The sequence below is a fragment of the Paenibacillus ehimensis NBRC 15659 genome, from assembly GCF_004000785.1.
Lineage (GTDB): Bacteria > Bacillota > Bacilli > Paenibacillales > NBRC-103111 > Paenibacillus_G > Paenibacillus_G ehimensis.
In genome coordinates, this window is the sequence record NZ_BILX01000018.1 from 16479 (window position 1) to 39361 (window position 22883).

The 22883-nt window shown below is 55.5% G+C and carries 24 protein-coding genes, 3 riboswitches and 1 other annotated feature; of the genes, 18 read left to right on the forward strand and 6 right to left on the reverse strand.

Features of this window, described 5'->3' with window-relative positions:
- Positions 1 to 53 precede the first annotated feature (53 nt).
- Positions 54 to 932 (reverse strand): LysR family transcriptional regulator, encoded by an 879-nt coding sequence (locus tag PEH01S_RS12895; protein WP_025851865.1) that lies wholly within the window; start codon positions 930 to 932, stop codon positions 54 to 56.
- Positions 933 to 1028: 96 nt separating this feature from the next.
- On the opposite strand from PEH01S_RS12895, the gene PEH01S_RS12900 reads away from it, so the two are divergent.
- The 7 genes from PEH01S_RS12900 to htpG all read left to right on the forward strand — a co-directional run bounded on the left by PEH01S_RS12900 (position 1029) and on the right by htpG (position 8750).
- The gene (locus PEH01S_RS12900; protein ID WP_127485875.1) at positions 1029 to 1934 is read left to right on the forward strand and encodes a DMT family transporter; all 906 of its coding nucleotides are present in this window, start codon (positions 1029 to 1031) and stop codon (positions 1932 to 1934) included.
- A 170-nt stretch (positions 1935 to 2104) separates the two neighbouring features.
- Positions 2105 to 2506 (forward strand): Rrf2 family transcriptional regulator, encoded by a 402-nt coding sequence (locus PEH01S_RS12905; RefSeq protein ID WP_025851861.1) that lies wholly within the window; start codon positions 2105 to 2107, stop codon positions 2504 to 2506.
- A gap of 79 nt (positions 2507 to 2585) precedes the next feature.
- Positions 2586 to 3698, forward strand: a complete 1113-nt coding sequence (locus tag PEH01S_RS12910; protein WP_025851859.1) for an AbrB family transcriptional regulator — start codon at positions 2586 to 2588, stop codon at positions 3696 to 3698.
- The gene (locus PEH01S_RS12915; protein ID WP_127485877.1) at positions 3695 to 4264 is read left to right on the forward strand and encodes an isochorismatase family protein; all 570 of its coding nucleotides are present in this window, start codon (positions 3695 to 3697) and stop codon (positions 4262 to 4264) included. Before PEH01S_RS12910 ends, PEH01S_RS12915 begins: the two co-directional genes overlap by 4 nt.
- Before the next feature lie 48 nt (positions 4265 to 4312).
- Positions 4313 to 4543, forward strand: a binding site (T-box leader).
- A gap of 99 nt (positions 4544 to 4642) precedes the next feature.
- On the forward strand, positions 4643 to 6175 hold the full coding sequence (locus PEH01S_RS12920) for a 2-isopropylmalate synthase (protein ID WP_025851856.1): 1533 nt from the start codon (positions 4643 to 4645) through the stop codon (positions 6173 to 6175).
- Positions 6176 to 6220: 45 nt separating this feature from the next.
- Positions 6221 to 6706, forward strand: coding sequence for a YbaK/EbsC family protein (locus PEH01S_RS12925; protein ID WP_127485879.1), 486 nt, complete (start codon positions 6221 to 6223; stop codon positions 6704 to 6706).
- A 163-nt stretch (positions 6707 to 6869) separates the two neighbouring features.
- A complete protein-coding gene (htpG, locus tag PEH01S_RS12930) occupies positions 6870 to 8750 on the forward strand; it encodes a molecular chaperone HtpG (RefSeq protein ID WP_025851852.1) in 1881 nt (626 codons plus the stop codon).
- Between the two features lie 61 nt (positions 8751 to 8811).
- Here the strand turns inward: htpG and PEH01S_RS12935 are convergent, their stop codons facing one another.
- The 5 genes from PEH01S_RS12935 to PEH01S_RS12955 all read right to left on the reverse strand — a co-directional run bounded on the left by PEH01S_RS12935 (position 8812) and on the right by PEH01S_RS12955 (position 12583).
- Complete coding sequence (locus PEH01S_RS12935) at positions 8812 to 9669, reverse strand: NAD-dependent epimerase/dehydratase family protein (protein ID WP_127485881.1); 858 nt, start codon at positions 9667 to 9669, stop codon at positions 8812 to 8814.
- Between the two features lie 100 nt (positions 9670 to 9769).
- Positions 9770 to 9976 carry a helix-turn-helix domain-containing protein gene (locus PEH01S_RS12940; protein ID WP_025851849.1) on the reverse strand — a complete coding sequence of 69 codons (207 nt, stop codon included), beginning with the start codon at positions 9974 to 9976 and terminating at the stop codon, positions 9770 to 9772.
- A gap of 756 nt (positions 9977 to 10732) precedes the next feature.
- Positions 10733 to 10915, reverse strand: a complete 183-nt coding sequence (locus PEH01S_RS12945; RefSeq protein WP_025851846.1) for a hypothetical protein — start codon at positions 10913 to 10915, stop codon at positions 10733 to 10735.
- Positions 10916 to 10979: 64 nt separating this feature from the next.
- A riboswitch (cyclic di-GMP riboswitch) is annotated at positions 10980 to 11063 on the reverse strand.
- 144 nt (positions 11064 to 11207) lie between these two features.
- Positions 11208 to 11969 carry a CAP domain-containing protein gene (locus PEH01S_RS12950; RefSeq protein WP_127485883.1) on the reverse strand — a complete coding sequence of 254 codons (762 nt, stop codon included), beginning with the start codon at positions 11967 to 11969 and terminating at the stop codon, positions 11208 to 11210.
- 5 nt (positions 11970 to 11974) lie between these two features.
- Positions 11975 to 12110: riboswitch (cyclic di-AMP (ydaO/yuaA leader) on the reverse strand.
- 125 nt (positions 12111 to 12235) lie between these two features.
- Positions 12236 to 12583, reverse strand: coding sequence for a hypothetical protein (locus tag PEH01S_RS12955; protein ID WP_025851842.1), 348 nt, complete (start codon positions 12581 to 12583; stop codon positions 12236 to 12238).
- 222 nt (positions 12584 to 12805) lie between these two features.
- Between PEH01S_RS12955 and PEH01S_RS12960 the strand changes: the two genes are divergently transcribed.
- From PEH01S_RS12960 to PEH01S_RS13010, 11 genes are all read left to right on the forward strand, one after another.
- A complete protein-coding gene (locus tag PEH01S_RS12960; RefSeq protein WP_127485885.1) occupies positions 12806 to 13855 on the forward strand; it encodes a FecCD family ABC transporter permease in 1050 nt (349 codons plus the stop codon).
- Positions 13852 to 14652 (forward strand): ABC transporter ATP-binding protein, encoded by an 801-nt coding sequence (locus PEH01S_RS12965; protein WP_127485887.1) that lies wholly within the window; start codon positions 13852 to 13854, stop codon positions 14650 to 14652. Before PEH01S_RS12960 ends, PEH01S_RS12965 begins: the two co-directional genes overlap by 4 nt.
- A gap of 33 nt (positions 14653 to 14685) precedes the next feature.
- Positions 14686 to 15735 carry an ABC transporter substrate-binding protein gene (locus PEH01S_RS12970; RefSeq protein ID WP_127485890.1) on the forward strand — a complete coding sequence of 350 codons (1050 nt, stop codon included), beginning with the start codon at positions 14686 to 14688 and terminating at the stop codon, positions 15733 to 15735.
- Positions 15732 to 16682: a ferrochelatase gene (locus PEH01S_RS12975; protein WP_127485892.1), complete on the forward strand. Its 951-nt coding sequence runs from the start codon at positions 15732 to 15734 to the stop codon at positions 16680 to 16682. The genes PEH01S_RS12970 and PEH01S_RS12975 overlap by 4 nt, the downstream gene beginning before the upstream one ends.
- Positions 16683 to 16882: 200 nt before the next feature.
- On the forward strand, positions 16883 to 18106 hold the full coding sequence (locus tag PEH01S_RS12980; protein WP_127485894.1) for a GTP-binding protein: 1224 nt from the start codon (positions 16883 to 16885) through the stop codon (positions 18104 to 18106).
- A 29-nt stretch (positions 18107 to 18135) separates the two neighbouring features.
- The gene (gene rpmG / locus PEH01S_RS12985) at positions 18136 to 18285 is read left to right on the forward strand and encodes a 50S ribosomal protein L33 (RefSeq protein ID WP_010491717.1); all 150 of its coding nucleotides are present in this window, start codon (positions 18136 to 18138) and stop codon (positions 18283 to 18285) included.
- Between the two features lie 71 nt (positions 18286 to 18356).
- A riboswitch (cobalamin riboswitch) is annotated at positions 18357 to 18558 on the forward strand.
- Between the two features lie 178 nt (positions 18559 to 18736).
- Positions 18737 to 19111 carry a (2Fe-2S) ferredoxin domain-containing protein gene (locus PEH01S_RS12990; protein WP_025851833.1) on the forward strand — a complete coding sequence of 125 codons (375 nt, stop codon included), beginning with the start codon at positions 18737 to 18739 and terminating at the stop codon, positions 19109 to 19111.
- A 187-nt stretch (positions 19112 to 19298) separates the two neighbouring features.
- Positions 19299 to 20186: a cation diffusion facilitator family transporter gene (locus PEH01S_RS12995; RefSeq protein ID WP_127485896.1), complete on the forward strand. Its 888-nt coding sequence runs from the start codon at positions 19299 to 19301 to the stop codon at positions 20184 to 20186.
- Between the two features lie 28 nt (positions 20187 to 20214).
- A complete protein-coding gene (locus tag PEH01S_RS13000) occupies positions 20215 to 20997 on the forward strand; it encodes an ABC transporter ATP-binding protein (RefSeq protein WP_164827816.1) in 783 nt (260 codons plus the stop codon).
- Positions 20979 to 21731, forward strand: coding sequence for an ABC transporter permease (locus PEH01S_RS13005; RefSeq protein WP_127485898.1), 753 nt, complete (start codon positions 20979 to 20981; stop codon positions 21729 to 21731). Before PEH01S_RS13000 ends, PEH01S_RS13005 begins: the two co-directional genes overlap by 19 nt.
- A 153-nt stretch (positions 21732 to 21884) precedes the next feature.
- Positions 21885 to 22850, forward strand: coding sequence for a Gfo/Idh/MocA family protein (locus PEH01S_RS13010; RefSeq protein WP_127485900.1), 966 nt, complete (start codon positions 21885 to 21887; stop codon positions 22848 to 22850).
- Positions 22851 to 22883 lie beyond the last annotated feature (33 nt).

Below are 22883 nucleotides of genomic sequence, written 5' to 3' on the forward strand. Positions count from 1 at the left end.
CCGCAACCCGTTCATAGGGATTCGCGGTTCTTTTCACGTGGCCGGAGCCGCTTTTAAGATTTTGCAAACAAGTCCCGTGCGGTTTGGATAAACAGCTTTACGGCGATGGAGGCTTCTTGCAGGGAAGGCACCGCCAGGTTAATTTCTCGGTAAGGGTGCGGCGTTAAGGCATGCATTCGGACGTTGGGAGGCAAGGTGGATAGAGAAATCGAGATGTTCGACATGATGGCCACGCCGAGCCCCTCTTGGATCATGTTCAACGAGGTGTTCACGTTGTGGACGATATATTTTACCTGGAGATGGGCCCCGGCTTCCCGGAATCGCTCATAGATCGGGATTTCGTAGCCCCCGTTGCATATGATCATCGGCTCGTCGCTCAATTCTTGCAAATGAATGGCCGAACGGCCCGCCAGCGGATGGTCGTCCCGGAGGAACAGAAACATCTCTTCTTTCAGCAAGGGGGTAATTTCAAATTCATCGTGCGGCGGAATGAGAAAAGCGACATCGATCATTCTGGAGGCCAGCCGTTCCCGGAGATCGTCGATGGTGCCTTCGTACAGATCGAATTGAATGCGGGGATATTTCTCCCCGATGACTCTGAAAATTTTGGGCAGAAAATAAGCGGAAGCCGAAGGAAAGGAGCCGATCCGGATCGTCCCGACTTCAAAGCCTTTTTCGGCCATCACTTCCTGCTCGACCTTCTCAAAGCCTTGTAAAATATCCCGGAAAACAATCAAGAGGCGTTCGCCGATGTCCGTCAAAATAATCCCGTTCCTGCGGTCGCGGATCAGGAGAGTCACTCCTAACTCGGCTTCCAGCGTGGAGACGGCGCGGCTAACGGCGGGCTGTGTCATATTCAATTGATGACCGGCCTTGGTAAAGCTGCCGGTTTCGGCAATTTTGACGAACAGCTGAATTTGGGAATGGGTCATAACACTTAGGATATGCTCCTTATAATAAACATTCATTTTATTTATTTAGTTAGTTATTGTATCATGAGTAAACATTAACAACAAGGAGTGTTCATCGTGTTGCAGCTCTCACGCTCGCGGGCGGCTTTATATCTCGCTTTTCTCGTCATCGTCTGGGGAATTAACTGGCCGTTGTCCAAATACACGCTTTCCTTTTCACCGCCCTTATTATTTGCAGGCTTGAGGACGTGCATTGGGGGATTGATTCTTATCTTGGTCGCCTTGCCCGGCTACAAGAGGCTGAATTGGAAGCAGACATGGCCCGTTTATGTGATTTCGTCCGTGCTCAATATCATCCTCTTTTACGGTCTTCAGACGATAGGACTGAACTATTTGCCGGCCGGTCTCTTCTCGGCCATCGTGTTCTTGCAGCCCGTGCTGCTGGGGATTTTATCCTGGCTATGGCTGGGGGAAGAGATGTTCGGCTTGAAGTGGATCGGGCTTGTGCTCGGGTTCCTTGGCGTATTCGAGATCAGCGCAAGCAGCCTGGCCGGACATCTGTCCGTTACCGGGATCGTGCTCGCTCTCGGCTGTGCGGTCAGCTGGGCTTTGGGCACGCTGTATACGAAGAAAATGTCGGCGCGGGTCGATATGGTTTGGGCCGTGGCGCTTCAATTGATGATCGGCGGCATTTTGCTGTTAGGCTCGGGCTCTGTCCTGGAAAAATGGACGGATATCGTCTGGAACGTTCCGTTCATATCGAGTCTGCTGTTTATTTCGGTTTTCGTGATCGCGTTGGGCTGGCTCGCTTACTTTAAGCTTGTCGGCTCCGGCGAAGCCGGCAAGGTCGGCGCGTTTACGTTTCTGATCCCGCTGATTGCGATTACTTGCAGCGTCCTCTTTTTGGGCGAGCGAATATCGCTAAATTTGGTGGCGGGACTCGTTCTCATCGTCGGCAGCATTTTGCTGGTCAATGCAAGATCGATACGCCTCGCGAAAAAGCCGACAGGGCTACAGAGGTAACCTTCAACGGATGCGGAGCTGCTTTAATTGGGGCAAAAAAATGACCCTCTGACGCATGCTTGCGCTGGACCGGAGGGCCTGGCGCAAGCGCGAGGGTTGCTTTTTTGCATTAAAGTGTGCTAAATTAAGCACATTAAAAGCTGTGGCCGGAGGAGGCTGTTCAGGGCACCATGGCACAAATCAAGCGGTTCGGCTTCGGGCTGCAAGCCTTAATCGTACTGGCCTTAACTTCGGAGCAGCGTTCCAGCGCCGAAATTGCGGAAGAGATCCGCTGCGAGCCGACGGCGCTCCGCAAAATTTTAGCTCAGCTGGCGGAAGCGGGTATTGTGGAAGTGAAGCAGGGGAGAGCGGGAGGCTACCAGTTGACCCGCAAGCCCGGGGAGATTACGCTGTCCGAGATCTACAACGCTTTGCACGAAGAAGACCCCCTATGGAACCGGATGCTGGATACGACGGGGAATCATCTGTTTGGACAAAAGGTCAACGAATCGTTTCAGAAAATCATGACCGACATCGTTGCGCAGGTAGACCATGTGCTGGGCACCTATACGATTGCCGACCTGCTCGAATAATCTCTTTTTTTAGTCTAATCTGTGCATAAAATTGCACAAATTGTTCGAATAACGAACGAAAGATAGGGAGGGAGAGCGGATGGATAAACGAAAAGCCCCGATCGGCTTCCCCGGGATCGCACGCTCGCTTATTGCGGCTGTCGTCGGCGGCATCGCGTTCAAGCTGCTGCATCTGCCGATCCCTTGGCTGCTCGGTCCGATGTTCGCCGTTTTGATCGGATCGAATACGTTCAAGGGACGTTTCGCTTGGCCCGGGCAGTTCAGAGACGCGGGTATGATCGTCGTCGGATACACGATCGGGCTGGCCATGACAGCGTCGGAGCTGAAGGAGATGTCATACCAACTGCCGTTGATGCTGCTCATGACGCTGCTGCTGCTGCTCTGGTGCGCGGGTATCGCCTATCCTGTTTCCAGGCTGGCGGAGATCGATTACAAAACCTCGCTGCTGGGAAGCATCCCCGGAGGGCTGACGCAGGTTTTGGTTCTGGCGGAGGAAACGGACGGGGTCAATCTTACGGTCGTGACCGTCACGCAGGTCATTCGGCTGATCCTGATCATCACGTGCGTGCCGTTGCTGGTCATGAGTCCGCTCTTCGGGCAGATGCATGGGGGAGCAGCGGCCGGCGCTTCGCTGTCCGCCGTTGCGGCGGGTTGGAACACTGGGCTGCTTCCGAACCTGCTCGTTTATGCGCTGGTCAGTGTTGGATGCGCGATCTTGGGAAACAAGATCAAGTTTCCGACCGCTTTTTTGCTGGGCCCGGCGCTCGGAACGGCGGTTCTTCAATTGACCGGCTTCCCCGGGCCGGCGCTGCCATCCTTTATCCTGAACGCGGCGCAGCTCTTGATAGGCGTTCACGTCGGGCTGATGCTGAAGCCGGGTCGGTTGACGCATAAGCTGCGGACGATCTCGCTGGCGGTGGGCAGCGGACTGCTGCTGATGCTGGGGGCTTGGGGGCTGAGCGTGCTGCTGGCCAAGCTCCAGCCGATATCCGGCGCCACCGGCCTGTTAAGCCTTGCTCCCGGCGGCATGGATCAAATGGGCATCATCGCGCATGAGATTCACGCGGATTTGTCCATGGTGGCCGGCTACCAGCTGTTCCGCACCTTTTTTATCTTTTTCGCGGTCCCGCCTTTGTTGAAGTTGATGTTCCGGTACCACGGCAAATCCATTAAGCGGAGGGAAACGCAATGACGCCACTAGACGTGAATTTTCACAAAACGGCTTTGGTCCTGATCGATTTGCAACAGGGAATCGTGGCAAGCTCGAACGGGCAAGAGGTGGTCGAGAAGGCGGTGCGGCTTGTCCGGCTGTTCCGTGAGAAAAGCGGGTTTATCGCATTCGTTCATGTCGATTTCCATGACGGCGCAGACCGCTTAAAACCGGCAACGGACCAGCCAGTTCCGGTCATTCAACCTCCTGACGGCTGGGCCGAATTCGTCCCGGAGCTGGGCGTCCGCCCGGACGATTACGTGGTCACGAAGCGGCAGTGGGGCGCTTTTTTCGGCACGGACCTGGATCTGCAGCTTCGCCGGAGAGGGATCGACACGATCGTCTTGTGCGGAATCGCCACCAATATCGGGGTAGAAAGCACGGCAAGAGAAGCGTTTCAGCTCGGTTATCACCAAATTTTCGTCACGGATGCGATGAAGACTTATAGCCAGGAGGAGCACGAGGCTACCTGCCGCTACATTTTCCCGAGAATCGGCAAGGTCCGAAGCGTCGGGCAGTTTATGACGGAAGCGGGCGGCGCAGAATAGGATTGACAAAGCGATCGGAATCCCCTATAATGACCAATAATTCCATATTCAAATGTGAGGATTAGAAATAGTAGAAGTGCAATGACTTTTCAGAGAGCCGTTGGTCGGTGCGAAACGGTAACGTCGTTCATTTCGAACTCGTCTATGAACAGCTGCCTGATATGTAGGGTAAGCCGGAATTCCACCGTTACAGGGATAGATGGTGATGGCCATCGAATTGAGCTCATTTCTTCAGGAAATGAATTAGAGTGGTACCGCGGGTTCAACCTCGTCTCTATACGTAGAGACGGGGTTTTTTTGTTGATTAAAGTCCGGGTTTAATCAACCCCGCTTCATTTATAGATATCGAAAAAAATGCGATTTCGGGAGGAATAGAGGATGAAACGTAAAATTATGGTGTTCGATACGACGCTGCGCGACGGCGAGCAAGTTCCGGGCGCGAAGCTGAATCTTCATCAAAAAATAGAGATCGCCCAGCAGTTAAAGCGGCTGAATGTCGATATTATCGAAGCAGGGTTCCCCGCCTCGTCCGCAGGGGATTTTCAAGCGGTCCAGGAAATTGCCCGCAGCGTAGGCAACAGCGTCTCGATTACGGCCTTGGCCCGGGCAGTCAAAAGCGATATCGACGCGGTCTATGAAAGCATCAAGCTGGCACAGAACCCGCTCATTCATATCGTGCTCGGCACCTCGAACATTCATGTGGAGAAGAAGTTCAGCCGGTCCAAGGAGGCCGTCCTGCAGATGGGGGTCGACGCGGTCAAGTATGCCAAGACGCTGCTTCCGCAGGTGCAGTATTCCACGGAAGACGCATCGAGGTCGGATTTCGAATATTTGTGGGAAACAATCGAAGCGGTGGTGAAAGCGGGAGCAACTATGATTAACGTTCCCGATACGGTAGGCTATGCCGTTCCGGAGGAATTCGGAGAGCTGATCCGTAAAATCAACGAACGGCTCAAAAATTTGGACGACCGCGTGATCCTTAGCGTCCACTGCCACAACGACCTTGGACTGGCCACGGCGAATACGCTGAGCGCGATCAAGAACGGGGCGGAGAAGGTCGAGTGCACCATTAACGGACTGGGCGAGCGGGCAGGCAACGCTTCGCTGGAGGAAGTCGTGATGGGGCTTAAGGTCCGGGAGAACTATTTTAACGCCTATACCAATATCAATACGACGGAGCTGCATAGAACCTCCAAGCTTGTCAGCCATTTAACGGGGCTGGATGTGCAGGTGAACAAAGCGATTACCGGCGACAACGCCTTCGCGCACTCCTCCGGCATCCATCAGGACGGCTTGCTGAAAGACAAGCGCGTATATGAAATCATGTCGCCCGAAGAGGTCGGTGCGGACAGCATGGAGCTGATCCTGACCGCCCGTTCCGGCCGGCACGCCTTCAAGAACGCCGTCGAGAAAATGGGCTTCGATACGAGCGATGCCGACGATTTCGAGCAGCTGTTCGCGAAGTTCCTTACCTTGGCCGACGCGAAGAAAGAAGTGTACGATCACGATGTATTTTATCTTGTAACGAATCACCGTACCGTGGAGCAGAGCAGCAAGCAGCTATACGAGCTGGAGTCCTTCCAGGTAGTCAGCAACGATCTGTATCCGACGGCGACAGTCAAATTGAACAAGGGCACCGAATCGATGAAAGGGAGCGCCGTGGGCGACGGTCCGATCGACGCGTTGTACAGCGCGATCAAAACGCTGGTCGGTCTGGAGATCGAGCTGAAGGATTATAAGATCAACAGCTTGTCCCGAGGCAAGGAGGCGGTCGGCCGGGTCAACATCCGGATCGAGCACCAAGGCAAAATCTATTCCGGACGGGCGATGGACACGGACATTATCAAGGCCAGCGCGAATGCTTTCCTGAACGGCATTAACGGCATCCTGCTGGACCTTGCCAAAGACTGAAAAATAGGCCGGATCGACCGTCCGGATCGATCGGAGGGACACGTTTTGAACAGCCAGTTAAAGGAAAGCGCGCAGCGCGTGCAGGACAAATTGTCGGACTTGGGATATCCGAACCGGGTTGTGGAATTGCCGGACAGCACGCGAACCGCGCAGGAAGCGGCGGACGCCATAGGCTGCGAGGTGGGGCAAATTGCCAAATCGATCGTTTTCCGGCTGAAGACGTCGAATAAGCCGCTTCTGGTTGTGGCCAGCGGCGTGAACCGCGTGGATGAGAAGCTCATTTCCACCCGGATGGACGACAAGCTCGTCAAGGCCGATGCGGATTTCGTGCGGGAGCATACGGGCTTCGTCATCGGAGGCGTTGCGCCGATCGGACATCCCGAGCCGATCCTGACACTCATCGACGAAGATCTGTTTCACTGCCGTAAATTATGGGCGGCGGCAGGACATCCGAAGGCCGTATTCGAGCTGACGCCGGATGAGCTGGCCGCCATGACACGCGGGCAAGTAACGTCTGTCAAAAAGGGATAACACGCTTGACGCTTGGGCTTCCAAGCGTTTTTCTTTTGGGTTGACATTAAAAAGGAGGAATGTTATAAAAAATAAAGAATGGCACTCAAGGATAGAGAGTGCTAACAACGTGGTCGTGCGCAGCCATTGTCACCCTTTATTGTACAAAAAGGAGCGATTTCGAGTGGAAAAAAAGCAGTTTCAAGCCGAATCCAAGCGATTACTGGAAATGATGATCAATTCGATTTATACGCAAAAAGAAATCTTCCTTCGAGAATTGATATCGAATGCCAGCGATGCCATCGACAAGATTTACTACAAAGCGTTAACCGACGATAAGCTGGTTTTCGACAAAGACAGCTACTATATTAAAGTGATTCCGGACAAGGACAGCAGAACGCTGACCATCCTCGATACCGGGATCGGGATGACCAAGGAAGAGCTGGAAACGAACCTCGGCATCATTGCCAAAAGCGGGTCCCTTGCTTTCAAGAAGGAAAACGAGCTGAAGGACGGCCATGACATCATCGGCCAATTCGGCGTCGGCTTTTATTCGGCTTTTATGGTCGCCGACGTGGTGACGGTGATCAGTAAGGCTTTGGGCAGCGACAGCGCATACAAGTGGGAATCGGCAGGCGCGGACGGCTATACGATTGAGCCTTGCGACAAAGAAACGGTCGGCACGGAAATCGTTCTGAAGATCAAAGCGAACACCGAGGACGAGAGCTACGACGAGTTTTTGGACGTGTACCGTCTGAAAGGCATCATCAAGAAATATTCCGACTTCATCCGCTACCCGATTAAGATGGATGTTACCTCCAAGCGGTTGAAGGAAGGCAGCGACAACGAGTTTGAGGATTACACGGAAGAGCAGCGCATTAACAGCATGGTCCCGATCTGGAGAAAAAACAAAAGCGAGCTGACGGACGAGGATTACGAGAAGTTCTATGCGGAGAAGCATTACGGCTTCGACAAGCCGCTCAAGCATATCCATATCAGCGCCGACGGGGCTGTCGTTTACCAGGCGATCCTGTTCATCCCGGAAAATATTCCTTTCGATTACTATACCAAGGAATACGAGAAGGGGCTGGAGCTGTATTCCAACGGCGTGCTGATCATGAACAAATGCTCCGATCTGCTGCCGGACTATTTCAGCTTCGTCAAAGGGATGGTCGATTCGGAAAGCCTGTCGCTCAACATTTCCAGAGAAATGCTGCAGCACGACCGGCAGTTGAAGCTGATCGCCAAAAATATCGAAAGCAAAATCAAAAGCCAGCTGCTGAGCCTGCTTAAGGACGAAAGAGAGAAGTACGAGCAGTTCTACAAATCGTTCGGCAGACAGCTGAAATTCGGAGTCTACAGCGACTACGGCAGCCACAAAGAGGTGCTGCAGGATCTGATCCTGTTCTACTCCTCCAAGGAGAAGAAGCTGGTTACGCTGGAGGAGTACGTATCGAGAATGCCGGAGGACCAGAAATATATTTACTATGCTTCCGGACCGTCGAACGAACGAATCGAGAAGCTTCCGCAGACCGAGCTTGTCGCCGACAAGGGCTACGAAATCTTGTACTTCACGGACGATATCGACGAGTTCGCTGTCAAAATGCTGATGAAATACAAAGACAAAGAATTCAAATCCGTCTCCAGCGGCGACTTGGGCATTGAAGCGGAAGACAACAAGGACAACGACGATGCCGACAAAAACGACCACAAAGAGCTGTTCGACTACATGAAGGGGCAGCTGGAAGGCAAAGTCGCCAGCGTCAAGGCATCGAAGCGGTTGAAGTCTCACCCCGTATGTCTGTCTACGGAGGGCGACGTGACCATCGAGATGGAGAAAATCTTGAACGCCATGCCGAATAACCCGAATGTCAAGGCGGAAAAGGTGCTGGAAATCAATATCAATCATGAAGTTTTCCAATCGCTGAAGACGGCGTACGAGCAAGATAAAGAGAAGCTGAATCTGTATACGGCACTCTTGTACAACCAAGCGCTGTTGATCGAAGGACTGCCGATCCAAGATCCGGTCGAATTTACGAACGACATCTGCAAAATTATGGTGTAAGACGGGCTGACGAACAAAAGCCGACCCTGGAGAGGGTCGGCTTTATTGTTGTGTCGCTCGTTTAGGATGGCAAGCTTGCCAGGAAGCCTTCGCGCCAAGTCCGATAAAGCGGCTCCCAGCCGTAGTCTTTTCGCGCTTTGGCATTGGCTGCTCCGCGTTCGCCGCGATTGCTGCCTTCCTGGATATCCGGCTCGGGCGCGCCGATGGCTGCGGCATAGAGAGGCAGCCATTCGGTTCCCGGAGCCGGTTCGTCGTCCACGACGTTCACCGGCCCGTTGGGCCATTCCAGCGCAGCGACCGCTGCCCGCGCCGCATCTTCGACATGCAGAAAGGAAGTTACTCCTTCAGTTGCCTTCAACTCCTTGCGCCGCACCTTCCCGGCCATGAGCCCGTTGCGGTCGTACCAAGTTCCTGGACCGTAAAGCAGACCGTATCGCAGAATAACGTATTCCGGCATTTCGGCAGCCGCTTGCTCCAGTGCCAGCACTCCGTCGACCGTCGTTTTTCGCGGCTGCGGCGCTTCCAGATCCAAAGGCACTTCTTCCGTGGCCGGATGATGTCCCGGTTCGTAGGTCCACGATATGCTTTGCGCGATCATGCGTCTCACTCCGGCCGCTTGCGAGGCGTCAACCAGATTGCGGGTTCCGAGCGTTCGGATTCGGGCATTGTCTTCCAGGCTATAATTGCTTAAAGAAGTGAGCTGATGGATGACGATTTCCGGCCGCGCCTCCCGAAGCGCGTCGATCACGGACTGCCGGTCTAAGGCATCTGCAACCAGAGGGGATGCCCCCATTCCCGAAATAGCGTTTTTCGAGGCTTCGTTACGCGTCATGCCGAACACCTCGTGACCTTCCCGTATCAGAATCGGCAGCAGCGAACGCCCGATGACACCGGTTGCTCCGGCGACCAATATTTTCATACTTCTTGCCTCCCGTTAAACGGCATTCCAAATATGCCTTGTATTTTTTGACTCATTATACAAGACAGAGACGGGGAGCATTTTGTGACGCTGAAGGGTTTTACCGATTCTTTTTATGCTCCATGATCTCGTTCGGCTGGACGCCAAAATGCGTACAAATCTTATCGATGACCTCCAGGGAGACGTATTCGTCCTTCCCTAATTTGGCAAGCGTTGCGGTGGACAAACCCAGCTTTTCCCGAAATTCGGTTTTCGTCAATTCGTGCTCAACGAGCAATTTCCATAACGGTTTATAAGAGAAAGGCATGGTTATACTCCTTAAAGGTTATCTGATATGTAAAACTAAATATTTAATTAAGCAAATATAATGGTTGACTTCATATTCAATAAAGCATATAATATATTTGTGAAGTAAAACAAAAAAGAAATAGACAGCACTTAATCGATGTGATCTACAGAATATGAATTTTCCCTTATCTTAACACAAAATGTTTACAAAATCATGAGAGTACCAACACAGTTAGAGCGAAGGGGAGAGAGGGGTATTGGTCGAAGAGTTGAATAAGCTACTTGAAGATTTTCGGGAACTCGAACATATTTGGAGTGACGAAGCGAAAATTCGAAAAGAAGAATCTGGTGAAAAATGTATGCTTTAGGAGGAGTAACGGATTTAGGCATGCTGCCATAGCTTTAAATTCAATTGTAAAATGCCACCGAAGTGTTAAATTCAACAGGTGCTGACGCTTGGCTATATCTTTGCCCACAACGCTTAGCAATATGGGTGTCCTGCCTCTGTCTGTTGTTCGTATGTACTCGGTCTTGGGCAATGATTGTAGCGGCCCCGCTTGGATGTTCGAAGCAAAAAATGATATGCTGCTAGTCTGATTCGCCGGGAGACGCCTCAAGATGGGACAAACCTCCCGGAGCGACGAAGGCGGGGATGTGGAGAACCAAGATGTCCCCGTCCTTGGGAAACGGCGATCCTGGCTGGTGGGGAAGGCCTGCTTATAAAAGGGGGATACTGGTCTGTTTTCGGCTCCACCGAGGGTCGAACGACCCGCAATCACAATTCGGAAGGCGGACGCAGAGAAGCTTCGGAATGATCGGCATGCCCGCTCTCGTTCATGGTTATTTCATGGCTTTGAGTGTTCATATGTTTAAGCTGCTCTTTTTTCCACGCTTCGAATTTTTCCAGCGGGATCTCTAATTGTTCGATGAGAAGTTGACAATCTATCGGTTGTTTCATTTAGGATACCCCCTAGTTAGAAAATAATTAAAAAAACAAAAACCACCTTTCCTAGCGACGGCTAAGAAAGATGGTCCGGTTGCACTACTAGCTCCCTCGAATCCAAGTGCCCACATACAGATTCGAATTCATTGCCTACCAAACCTCATGATACCAGTAAACAATTGAATATGTCTGTATCGTTTCATACGGAATTTTCTAAAAAAAACTTTAGAAATGCCTGTTTTTCGAAAAAAAGCAATATCGATCCCCTTGACAAAGAGGACCGATCCGCTGCTTGTACGGTAAGCTATTAGTTCGCGATAAATGCTTGAACCCATACGCCGTTGTAGTAAGCAACGCCGATTTTTGTAAAGTTCGGGCTGAGAATGTTTTTGCGGTGACCGTCGCTGTTCATCCACGCATTCATAACCTCTTGCGGAGAACGCTGGCCTTTAGCGATATTTTCACCGGCATACGAATAACGAATGCCGTAAGATCTCATCATATCAAATGGAGACCCGTACGTCGGGGACGTGTGATCGAAGTAGCCATTGTTGTACATATCCTTCGCCTTGTCCAATGCCATAGCTGTCAGGGCGCTGTCGGAAGCAAGCGGCTTCAGGCCGGCTTTCGCACGCTCTTGGTTCACGAGGTTCACCACTTGGCTGGCAAAAGCGGATTGAGTCGTTCCTTGCTGGGAGCCGGAATCCGGTTTTGCAGGTGTCGTCGGCTGCGGCTTCGCTGGCGTTGTCGGCTGAGGTTTCACCGGCGTCGTCGGTTGCGGCTTAACAGGAACCGGTTGCGGCTTGGCCGGAGTCGCCGGCTGCTGCGATCCGCTGCCGTATCCAGGAACGTGGATGATCATTCCTTTCCAGATCACATTCGGGTTGGAAAGCTGCGGGTTCGATTGAAGCAGCGATGCAAGATCAACCCCGTATTTTTGAGAAATTGTCGACAACGTATCGTTATCGGCAACGATGCATGGTGCGGCCGAAGCAGATGCCATACCAGCTCCGAACACCGAACTCAGGGCTAAAACACTAACCAAAGCGGCTTTCTTCATGCGATTCAAAAAAGATCCTCTCCTTTTTCGGCCTGCGAGGTTAGCTGACGGGTTCGGGTCAAAGAGCAATACCCGGCCATAGAAAAACTGGCTTCACCCCAAAAAATGGGTTCCCCCGCGCTTCCAATGAAGCTTCGGCCTTGATTGTAGTTGTCCTCTCGACAGAACCGGATAAGCCAAGCATTCTCGGCCCGGCCGGTCTCTCAAGGGCCCTTACAGTCTATCACGAGGATCGCTAGATTTCACCCCACAAAGTCTTCCAGCCGAAGCACCGCTTACTTCCACTTCATGAGTATAAACCCGCCGATGATAATGAGAAGTCCAGCCCAAGTTTTCCACGTAGGGATCTCCTGCATGAACATATATCCCATGAGCAGACATACGAGAAGCTCGACGATTTTGGCCGAGACGAGAGCCGTTGTCAGTTGACCGAAGCTATGCTGTACCCAGCGGACGCCGTACCCGATCAGCAGATTCGCCGGAAGAAACAAAGGCAGCATCTTCAATTGAAAAAGAAATGTCGGCCCGAAGGCGGGATCGATGTGTTTGCTTTGATAAGAGTAGACGGCATTGACGATCACCAGACCGACGAAAAGACACGAAAAGCCAAGAACAGCGGACATGAATCGAAGGACCTCCTCCATAGTAAAAACAAGTGAACAAGCATCGGGCTTTCTTGAATGTTTCCCTGAAATAACAAATTTTATTGACGCTAAGAAAATTTCCTTATAGAATAAATTTTGCATTAGGTAAAAATATTTGTACATAGACAAACATTGCTTTTGCCGTCCGTCGCGCAACGTTCGAAAATCGGGCGTATAACGAAGTCAAAAGGAGGATTCCCGTTGTTTAAGCGTCGGCATCTTATGTTTTCCTCCCCGTTTTTTGTTTTTGGACTGCTTTCCGTGCTTCTCCTGGCCAGTATCGTGCTGGCTGCCGGCTTCGGACCCGTGTCGGTTCCGTTTCAACAAACGCTTGCTCTGCTGCTGGAGAAATTGGCCTTTCCGGTGGACAGCTTGGCAGGGGAACGGGAGCGGCTGGTGGTGGAGCAGGTACGGCTGCCGCGCGTACTGGCGGGCGCGCTTGTAGGGGCGGCGCTCGGCATCTCGGGCGCTTCGATGCAAGGATTGTTCCGCAATCCGCTCGTTGAGCCGGGCTATGTCGGCGTATCCAGCGGAGCCGCTGCCGGGGCCGTGTGCGCTTTGTATTTCGGCTTGACCCACCTGGGGGTATGGCTGCTGCCGGCTGCCGCTTTTACCGGAGCGCTGCTTGCCGTCGGCGTCATTCTTGCGGTTTGGCGTTGGAGCAGCCGTTCTACGGTAACGACGCTTCTGCTGCTCGGGATCGGTCTGAATGCTTTACTGTCCGCCGTGATCAACATCCTGATCGCCAGCTCGCGGAACGAGCAGGAGCTGCGGAGCATTATTTTCTGGCTTCAAGGGGGGCTGGAAGCCCGGACTTGGGGACACGTGCAACTGATTGCCGTGCCGATTCTCATCTCATGCGTATTGTTGTGCGCCTTCGCCCGGGATTTGAACTTGCTGCTGCTTGGCGACGAGCATGCCCAAAGCAGCGGCATGAAGGTGCGCGCGGTGCGCTATCTGATTCTGGGCCTCGCTTCGCTCATGACCGGCTCGGCCGTCGCGGTGAGCGGGATCATCGGGTTCGTCGGCTTGGTTGTTCCCCATATGATCCGCTTATGGACCGGACCGGATCACCGGGTGCTGCTGCCGGCCAGCGCGCTTGGAGGAGCCGTGTTTTTGGTGGTTGCGGATCTGATATCCCGGATGGTTCTCCAGCCGGTGACGCTGCAGGTCGGCGTTGTCTGCGCTATTATCGGGGCGCCGTTGTTCTTGGGAATGGTACTGAAATCCGGAAAAGGGGCGATGGCATGAGTACGTTCATAGCGGTTCGGCAGCTGTGGCAGCGAGCCGAATCGAAGACGATCCTGCATGACGTGAATTTGGAGATGAGGCCCGGACGTTTCATTGGCTTGATCGGTCCGAACGGAAGCGGCAAATCGACGCTGCTTCGCGCCTTGGGCGGCTTGCGCCGGCCGGCCGCCGGAGAAGTGCTGTTGGATGGAGCCTGCTTGCACCGGATGAAATCTAAGACGATCGCCCGCCATATCGCTTATGTGCCGCAGGATTTGAGCGCGGAGCTTGATTTTACGGCGGAAGAGATCGTGATGCTGGGGCGGTATGCCCATCGGGGGCGGTTTGCCGCCGCCGCTGCAGAGGACCGCGAAGCGGTGCGGGAGGCGATGCGGACGACCGGGATTACCCCGCTTGCGAACCGGAGGGTGTCGGAGCTCTCCGGCGGACAGCGGCAGATGGTGTTCATCGCCAAGGCGCTTGCCCAGCAGCCGCGGATTTTGCTATTGGACGAACCGATTTCGGCGCTGGATATCCGGCATCAGCTGCGTGTCATGAAGCTGCTGCAGGAAAGAACGAACGCCGGGCTGCTCGTCGTTGCCGCTTTGCATGATTTGAATTTGGCGGCGCGGTTTTGCGACGAGCTGATTCTGCTTCGGCACGGTCGCGTGCTGGCTTCCGGGGCGCCGGAGTGCGTCGTAACATCCGAACGGCTCCGGCAAGCTTACGGGGTGGAAGCCTCGATCCGCCGCGACGAACGGACCGGCAAGCCTGCGGTTACCGCCTTGGACGAAATTCGAATGCAGGCGGCTTATTAAATACATAGAAAACATGGAAAAGGTGAGAAAGTCATGCTGCATCGGAATCAAATAAGAAGTGAAGGATCGCGTTTCAAGCCTTGGCGGCTCGGAGGAACGCTCGCGCTGCTGCTGCTCGCATCAGCGTGCGGTCCCCAAGCGTCGCCGGCCGACGGATCGGAGGGGAAGGCTCAGGCGGGGACGGGGGCTTATCCGCGATCGATCGCGACAGGCGGTAAGCACGAGGTGGTCGTTCCGGCCAAGCCCGAACGCATCGCCGCGTTGTCGCTGGATACGGCCGAGATGGCGCTGGAGCTGGCCGATCCTTCGCGGATTGTCGTTGCTCCCCGCAGCTTGGACAACGAGCAGTTGTCCGTTCATGCGGAGCAAGGCAAGCGGATCGGCACCAAAATAACGGGCGCGACGAAGCTCGATCCGGAGCAGGTGCTGTCTTACAAGCCCGATCTGGTGCTGATGACGACGATTCATGACGGGGAGAAGGACGCCGATCCGATTTTGAAGCAGGCGGGCATTCCCGTGCTGACCTTTAAGGAATGGGGCACGGTTCGGCAAATCATGGACCAACTGGATCTGATCGGGCAGGCTCTCGGCGAAGAGGAGAAGGCCAAGGCCGTGACAGACCGGATGAAGAGCAAGCTGGATGCGATCCGGAACAAAGTCGGGGAACGTCAAGCGGCTTCTAAACCGACGGTGCTCGTCCTTTCGCCGGTAGGTCCGAATACAGGGCCGTATATGATGGGACCGGACAACATATCCAGCGATCTGGTGCGGCTGGCAGGCGGCGTGCCCGCTGTCGAAGCGATGGGGCTGTCCCGCACGACGAAAGCGACGATCGAGCAGATGATGCAGGCGGACCCGAACTGCATCTTGCTCTCCGACTGGGAAGGGAAGAAGGAGCTGGCGTTCCGGGAGCTGACCGGGAGTCCGGGCTGGAGCGCTCTGAGGGCGGTGAAAGAAGGCCGGGTTCGGGTCATGGCCGCCAAGCAGCTTGTGAATGCCAATCCGGCCGTCGTTGATTCGATCGCAGAGATCGCGGATTTCCTGGAGGCGCCTTCCGGCTTGAAAGAGGAGGCGGGAGCATGATCGGGATACTGCTGCCGGTGTACGGGCTGGTCCGGTCCGTCGACGGGATCGAGCCGTTCTATACGCATATCTTTCACGGACAGCCTCCGGGCGAAGCCCGGCTGCAGGATGCGGTCTGGCGTTATCGGCAGCTTGGCACCTGCGATCCGCTCGCCTCCGTCACGCTAAGACAAGCGGCGGCGCTGGAGCGAAGGATCGGAGCGCTGCTGCTGGACGAAGTTAAAGTATACGTCGGCTGCAAGCATACGCCGCCTTTTGTTCCCGATACGGTGGAGCAAATGATCCGGGACGGCGTACGCCGGGTGGCGACGCTACCGATCACGCCGCTGTATACGCGGTCTGGCACGGGAGCGTACCGCAAGCAGGTCCGGGACGCTCTTCAGCGAAACGGCGTCGACCTTCCCGTGCTTGATATCGAGGGCTGGTGGGCCGAGCCGCGGTTCATCGACCTCTTGGGAAGGCGTCTTCGCTCGGCGGTCGACTGGTTGTCGGCGGCAGGCCGGAGCGATTTTATCGTACTCTTCACCGCGCACAGCCAACCGGGGCTGCCGCAGGCCAACGAGCGGTTCTGCACGGAGTTTGAAGCTTTGGCCGGAAGCGTTGCCAGGGCGGCAGGGGGCTATCCGTGGAGGCTGGCGTACCGCAGCGGAGGACCGGCGCCGCAGGTTTGGTTGGGCCCGGACATACGGGACGTCATAGAGGCGGAAGCTGCGGCCGGACGCAAAGCCGTCGTCGTATGCGAGCTGATGTCGCTGACCGAGAATGTGGAGGTGCTGTACGATGCCGGCTTTGACTGCTGGGAGCAGGCTGCCAAAGGCGGGATGGAGTTCGTGCGCACGGAGTTTCTCAACGATTCGTACGAGTTTATGGATATGCTGAGCCGTTACGCTGCCCGCCGCATCCGATGCAAGGACGATGCGCACGGCACGGGTGGTGCTTTGAACTGAGGGGAATGGAACGAGGACCTGCTTCCGGCTGTCGTTGATGCCGGGGGGCGGGTCTTTTTTTGAATAATACAATGAACGTCAACCCCTCAAACAGAGGAGGAACACGCTGCGGACTGAAATTTGCTCGTTGACAAACGGTGGGCGCCTCAGTACAATGATTTTTATTAGTAATAATTACGTTTAAGGAAGGTCTGCTGACTATGGAAAACGATCGAACGAAAATACCGGTAACGGTGCTGAGCGGTTATTTGGGCGCCGGGAAGACGACCATTTTAAATTATGTGCTGAACCACCGTCATGGCTTGAAGGTGGCGGTCATCGTCAACGATCTCAGCGAAGTGAACGTCGATGCGGCGCTGATTCAAGAGGGGGGCGGGCTGTCCCGTACGGAGGAAAAGCTGGTCGAAATGTCAAACGGCTGCATCTGCTGTACGCTGCGGGAAGACCTGCTCCGCGAGGTGGAACGGCTGGCGCTCGACGGCCGGTTCGATTACATCCTGATCGAATCGACCGGGGTGGGCGAGCCGGTGCCGGTGGCGCAGACGTTCACGTATATCGACGAAGAGCACGGCATCGATCTGTCCCGATGGTGCCGGTTGGACTGCATGGTTACGGTGGTGGACGCTTACCGGTTCTGGCACGACTACTCCTCGGGCGAATCGCTGCTGGAGCGGCAGCAGGCCGTAGGCGCGGACGATACGCGCGATGTGGTCGACCTGCTGATCAGCCAGATCGAGTTCTGCGACGTGCTTGTCTTGAACAAGTGCGATCTGGTAGAAGAGGGCGAGCTGAATGAGCTGGAAGGCGTGCTGAGAAAGCTTCAGCCGCGGGCGAAGCTGCTGCGCGCCGAACGGGGGCGGGTGAACCCGGAAGAGATTCTGAACACCGGCCTGTTCGACTTCGAAGCTGCGAGCACCTCGGCAGGCTGGATGCAGGAGCTGATGAACGATCATCATACGCCGGAGACGGAGGAGTACGGCATCACCTCGTTCGTCTATGAGCGCCGCCGTCCGTTCCATCCCGAACGGCTTACGGCGTGGATGTCCGATTGGCCGGAGGAGATCGTCCGCGCGAAGGGGACGGTGTGGCTGGCGAGCCGCAATGCGCTTGCGCAAAGCTTGAGCCAGGCCGGCCCTTCGATTCAATTCGGCCCGGCCGGCTACTGGGTGGCCGCGCTCCCGGAAGCGGAGCGCCAGGCCGTGCTGGCCGAGGAGCCGGAGCTGGCGCAGCATTGGGACCCCGTCTTCGGGGACCGGACGACGAAGCTGGTCTTGATCGGGATCGCGCCGGATAAGCAACGGATCGTAGCCGAGCTGGACGCGTGCCTGCTCACGGATGAAGAGATGGCTGGGGATTGGCGGCTGCTGCCCGACAGGCTGCCGAACGTCTCGACAGAGCAATTGGAAGCGGCATTGCTGCAATAAACCCTATAGATGGAAAGGAGGTGTCCCTTATGCGCGTCATCGTTACTTTAGCCTGCACCGAATGCGGCGACCGGAACTACACGACAACTAAGAACAAGAAAACTCATCCGGGACGGCTCGAGCTCCGCAAATACTGCCCCCGGCTCAAGAAGGTTACCCTGCACCGGGAAACGCGGTAAGATGCGGCAGGTAAGGGGCAGGAACATATTGACAATGCCTCCTCCCCTCGGGTATCGTTAGGTTCATAACAACCGAATACGGGGAATCGGGTGCTTCGGACCTTGTCCGAAGCTTAAAAGGGAAGACGAGTGCAAAACCGTCGCGGTCCCGCCACTGTGAAGGGTGCTTGATTCAAGCTATCGCTCGGCAGCATGCCACTGAAGACAGGTCTTCGGGAAGGCGCCGAGCGGGATGCCCTAAGCCAGGATACCTGCCTGATCCGATAGCACGCTGGACCCTACGGAGCATAGGGAGGTGTTAGGATACGAAGAACGGATATGCCGATGCACGGAGCTGCTGTCCTACAGACAGAGCATTTCGCGCATGCAGATACGGGTCTGACAAGGAGTATTTCTAACCGACAGGGTTGGAATGCTCCTTTTCTTTTTATGAAAAGGAGGAGGCGGGAAGATGACGACATGGAATTTGTCCGGTACGCGCCACCATGTGTTTATCTGCAACGGCGGAAGCTGTATGAGACAGCAAGGCGAGGAAGTGACCAAGGCGATCCGCGAGGAGATTGCCCGGCAGCAGGCGGACGCCATCGTTCACACGACAAGAACGCGATGCAACGGACGGTGCGAAGACGCTTGTATCGTCATCGTCTATCCGGAGGGCGTCTGGTACAAAGAAATGACCCCCGAGCTGGGACGGGAGCTGGTGAGGGATCATTTGCTCGGCGGACGCCCGATCCGGGAGCAGGTTCTCTATACGTATCAGGAAGAATTCGTCGCGACGACGCGGGGGGCCGAAGGAACGAACAAACCGCAGCCCTCGGCCGGCTGATATGCAGCGGTTTTGCAACCTTCCGGATTCCGTGCTATAATGGTCGATGTTATTTTTTGAGCGCGGTGATGGTTATGATTCTGCATAGGACGGTTTTGCCTCATAAAAAAGCTTTTCCAACCCTTGGCCGGACGGCCGGGGGTTTTTTGTTTCCTATGGGAAAAAGTTCTGGCGGGGGTCATAAATGATGAGTAAGGGGAACAATGCTTCCATTGCAGCGGTGTGGATCAGCCTGATCAGCAATATTGTTCTGACGCTGCTCAAGCTGACCGTCGGCTTTCTATCCGGCAGCCAAGTGCTGCTTGCGGACGGCGTGCACAATGCGGGCGACGTCATTGCGACGGCTGCGGCATTAAGCTCGATGCGGATTTCCAAACGTCCGGCGGACGAGGATCACCCGTACGGACACGGCAAAGCCGAGGTGCTCGGCTCCGCCTTCGTGGCCGTCGTGCTGGCGCTCGCCGCCTTGTTCATCGGCTATCACGCCGCTGCCGCGCTGTTCGAGGAACCGGCGGAAGCCAGCGTACTGGCGCTGATCGCTGCCTTGGTTTCTTTGGTCTGGAAGCAAGCCTTGTATATTTACACGATCCGGATCGGCAGACGCACGAACAGCAAAGGACTCATCGCTACGGCTTACGACCATCTGGCCGACGTGTACGCGTCGCTTGCGGCCGTCGTAGGTATCTCGCTTGCCATGCTCGGGGAGGCTTGGAGCATCCCGTACTTGGCCTATGGCGACCCGCTCGCCGGTATTATCGTATCGATTCTCGTGCTGAAGCTGGCTTACTCGATGGGGCAGGAAGCGTTTGACGTGCTGATGGAAAAAGCGGTGAAGCCGGAGAAGCTGGGCGAATATGCAGCCCTCATCTTAACGATTCCGCAGGTGAAGCGGATCGACCGGCTTCGGGCGAGAGAGCACGGGCATTATATTTTGGTCGATCTGCGGGTCAGCATTCCGGGCGAGCTTACGGTTCAGGAAGGACACGATATTTCCCGGCAAATCAAGCGGGCCATTATGGAGCGGCATGCCGATGTCGACGAAGTGCTCATCCATTTGAATCCATGGTATGAATAAGCTTTTTGAAAAAGGGGGGCGCTCGCGATTGGCATCCGTATTAACGATGGAAAAGCTTGCGAAATACCGGCAGCGAGGCGGTGAAGGAAGCGCTGCGTTATTCAGGGGCATGACGGCCGAGCTGGAGGAAGGCGGCATGGTCGCGCTGCTTGGCGCTTCCGGGCAGGGCAAAAGCACGCTGCTGCGCATCCTCGCATGGCTTGACGCCGCAGACGAGGGGGAGCTGCGGCTGGGCGGCAAGCCGGCTTCCGCATGGAAGCCGCAGGAGTGGCGGACGAAGGTAGCTTACGTCGCCCAGCAGGCCGTCATGCTGCCGGGTACCGTGGAGGATAATCTGTCCACGGTCAGCCGCCTGCACCGCCGCCCGTTCGACCGTCCGCTCGCCGCCCGCTGCATGGAAGCGCTCGGTCTCGGCGGGATGGCTTGGAGCAAGCCTGCAGGAGAGCTGTCGGGCGGCGAAAAGCAGCGGCTCGCCCTGGTCCGCTCGCTGCTGCTTCGGCCGGACGTTCTGTTGCTGGACGAAGTCACCGCATCCTTGGACCCGCACAGCCGGACGGCAGCCGAGCGGCTGCTGCGGGAATGGAACGAGCGGGAAGGGACCGCACAGCTGTGGGTAACGCACGATCTGGAGCAGGCGCGCAGCGTCAGCCGGCGCGTATGGTTTATGGCCGAGGGGACGCTGCTGGAGAACCGGGAGACGCGGGATTTTTTTCATGCGCCGGAAACGGAGCCCGGCCGCCGGTTCACGGCAGCGTTATCCGTTGCGGCCGCCGCCGGGAAGGAGGATGCGGAATGTCCAACCTGGCGCTAATCAGCACGCTGGTGTTCGTCGTCGTGACCATGCTTGTCTCTGTCTGGCAGAAGCTCGGCCTGGAGAAGGACGTGGCGATCGGCACTATCCGGTCCGCGGTGCAGCTGCTGCTCGTCGGGTATGTGCTCCAGTTCGTCTTCCATACGGACCGCCCCTGGTTCATGGTACTGATCATCGGCGTGATGATTGCGGTCGCCTCGTGGAACGCCGGACAGCGTGCCAAGGGCGTCGCCGGCATCCGGCTGCGCATTGCCGTTGCGATTACGGCAACGGAAGCGATCACGATGACGCTGCTGCTCGGCTTCGGTATTATTCAGCCGACGCCGCAGTATATCATCCCGATCAGCGGGATTACGATCGGCAGCGCGATGATCGTCTCCGGCTTGCTGCTGAACCAGATGAAGCGGGAGCTGGAGGCCTCCCGGGGCGAGATCGAAGCTTTGCTGGCGCTGGGCGCGACGCTGCGGCAGGCGATTCAGCAGTCGCTCAAGCGCTCGATCAAATCCAGCATGATCCCGACGATCGACGGGATGAAGACGGTCGGCCTCGTTCAGCTACCGGGCATGATGACCGGGATGATCGTGGCGGGAGCCAATCCGGTCGAAGCGGTGCGGTACCAAATATTGATCATGTTCGTGCTTTCCTCCTCGGCAGCGATTACGGGAATGCTGCTTGGGCTGATCAGCTACAAGCTGTGGTTTACCCGTGATGGCCGCTTGCGGCCAGGCGGATAGGACAAGCCTTCTTCCTAAGCGGGAAGGAGGCTTGTTCATTATTGCACGGCTTTGTCGGATCTTGATCTATACAATTAAAAAACGTTGCGTTAGAATGGGAATCAATTTAGCGGATGTTTCGCGACAACAATCGAAGCGGAGGTTCGTCAGCCTATGAAAGCTCTGTTGGCGGGTTTGGGAGTTGCCGGGTTCGGCATGTACAAAAAGCTAAGGCAGAAAGGGGGGATTGAAGTGGCGGTCGTCGAGCCTAATCCGGCGATGAAGGAAAAGCTCGGCGCGGATGACACGCCTTTTTATACTTCGCTTGAGGAAGCGCTTGCAGCGGAGAAGCCGGATATTTTCGTCAATGTGACGCCGCCCCATGTGCATACCGCCATCAACAACCGGGTGTTCGATCTCGGGCTGCCGGTGCTGTGCGAGAAGCCGATCGCTTTTGATTATACCGAATCGATACAGATCGTGGAACGGTCCGTGAAGGAACGGATTCCGTTCATGATCGCGGAAAATTACCGCCGCTTCCCGTACATGCGGAAGCTGAAAGCGCTGCTCGACGCCGGAACGATCGGCCGGATTTCGGCCATCGACGTGCAATTTTACCGGTACCACCATACGCAGCGCAACTATACCGTCAGCCTGCTGGACGATATCGCGGTGCATCATTTTGATTTGATGCGCTATTTGACCGGAAAGGAGGGCGTCCGGATATTCGCCCGGAATTTCAATCCGGTCGGCAGCTGGAGCGCGGAGCCCGCGAATATGAATTTGTACGCGTTTCTGGAAATGGAGGCTGGGATCGCGGTAAGCTATACCGGTTCGATTACGTCCCGGGGCGAACCAACCGAATGGGGCGGGAATTGGCGTATCGAAGGGACGGAGGGCGTCATCGAAGTGAAAAATAAGGAGCTGCTTGTGCTCAAAGACGGCGCCGTCACCCGCTTCGACGATTACAGCGACGTCGTGGCAACGGATACGCTCACCGAGTTTCTGGATTCGCTGCGCGAAGGCCGGGAAAGCGAGACGAGCGGACGCGATTATCTTCGGACGCAAGGACTGGTGTATTATGCGGCCGAATCGAGCCGCGAAGGCCGGGCTATAGATATTCTACTGCACCGCATATAATTTAATGGAGTCGAGATTAAGCACTACGCATGC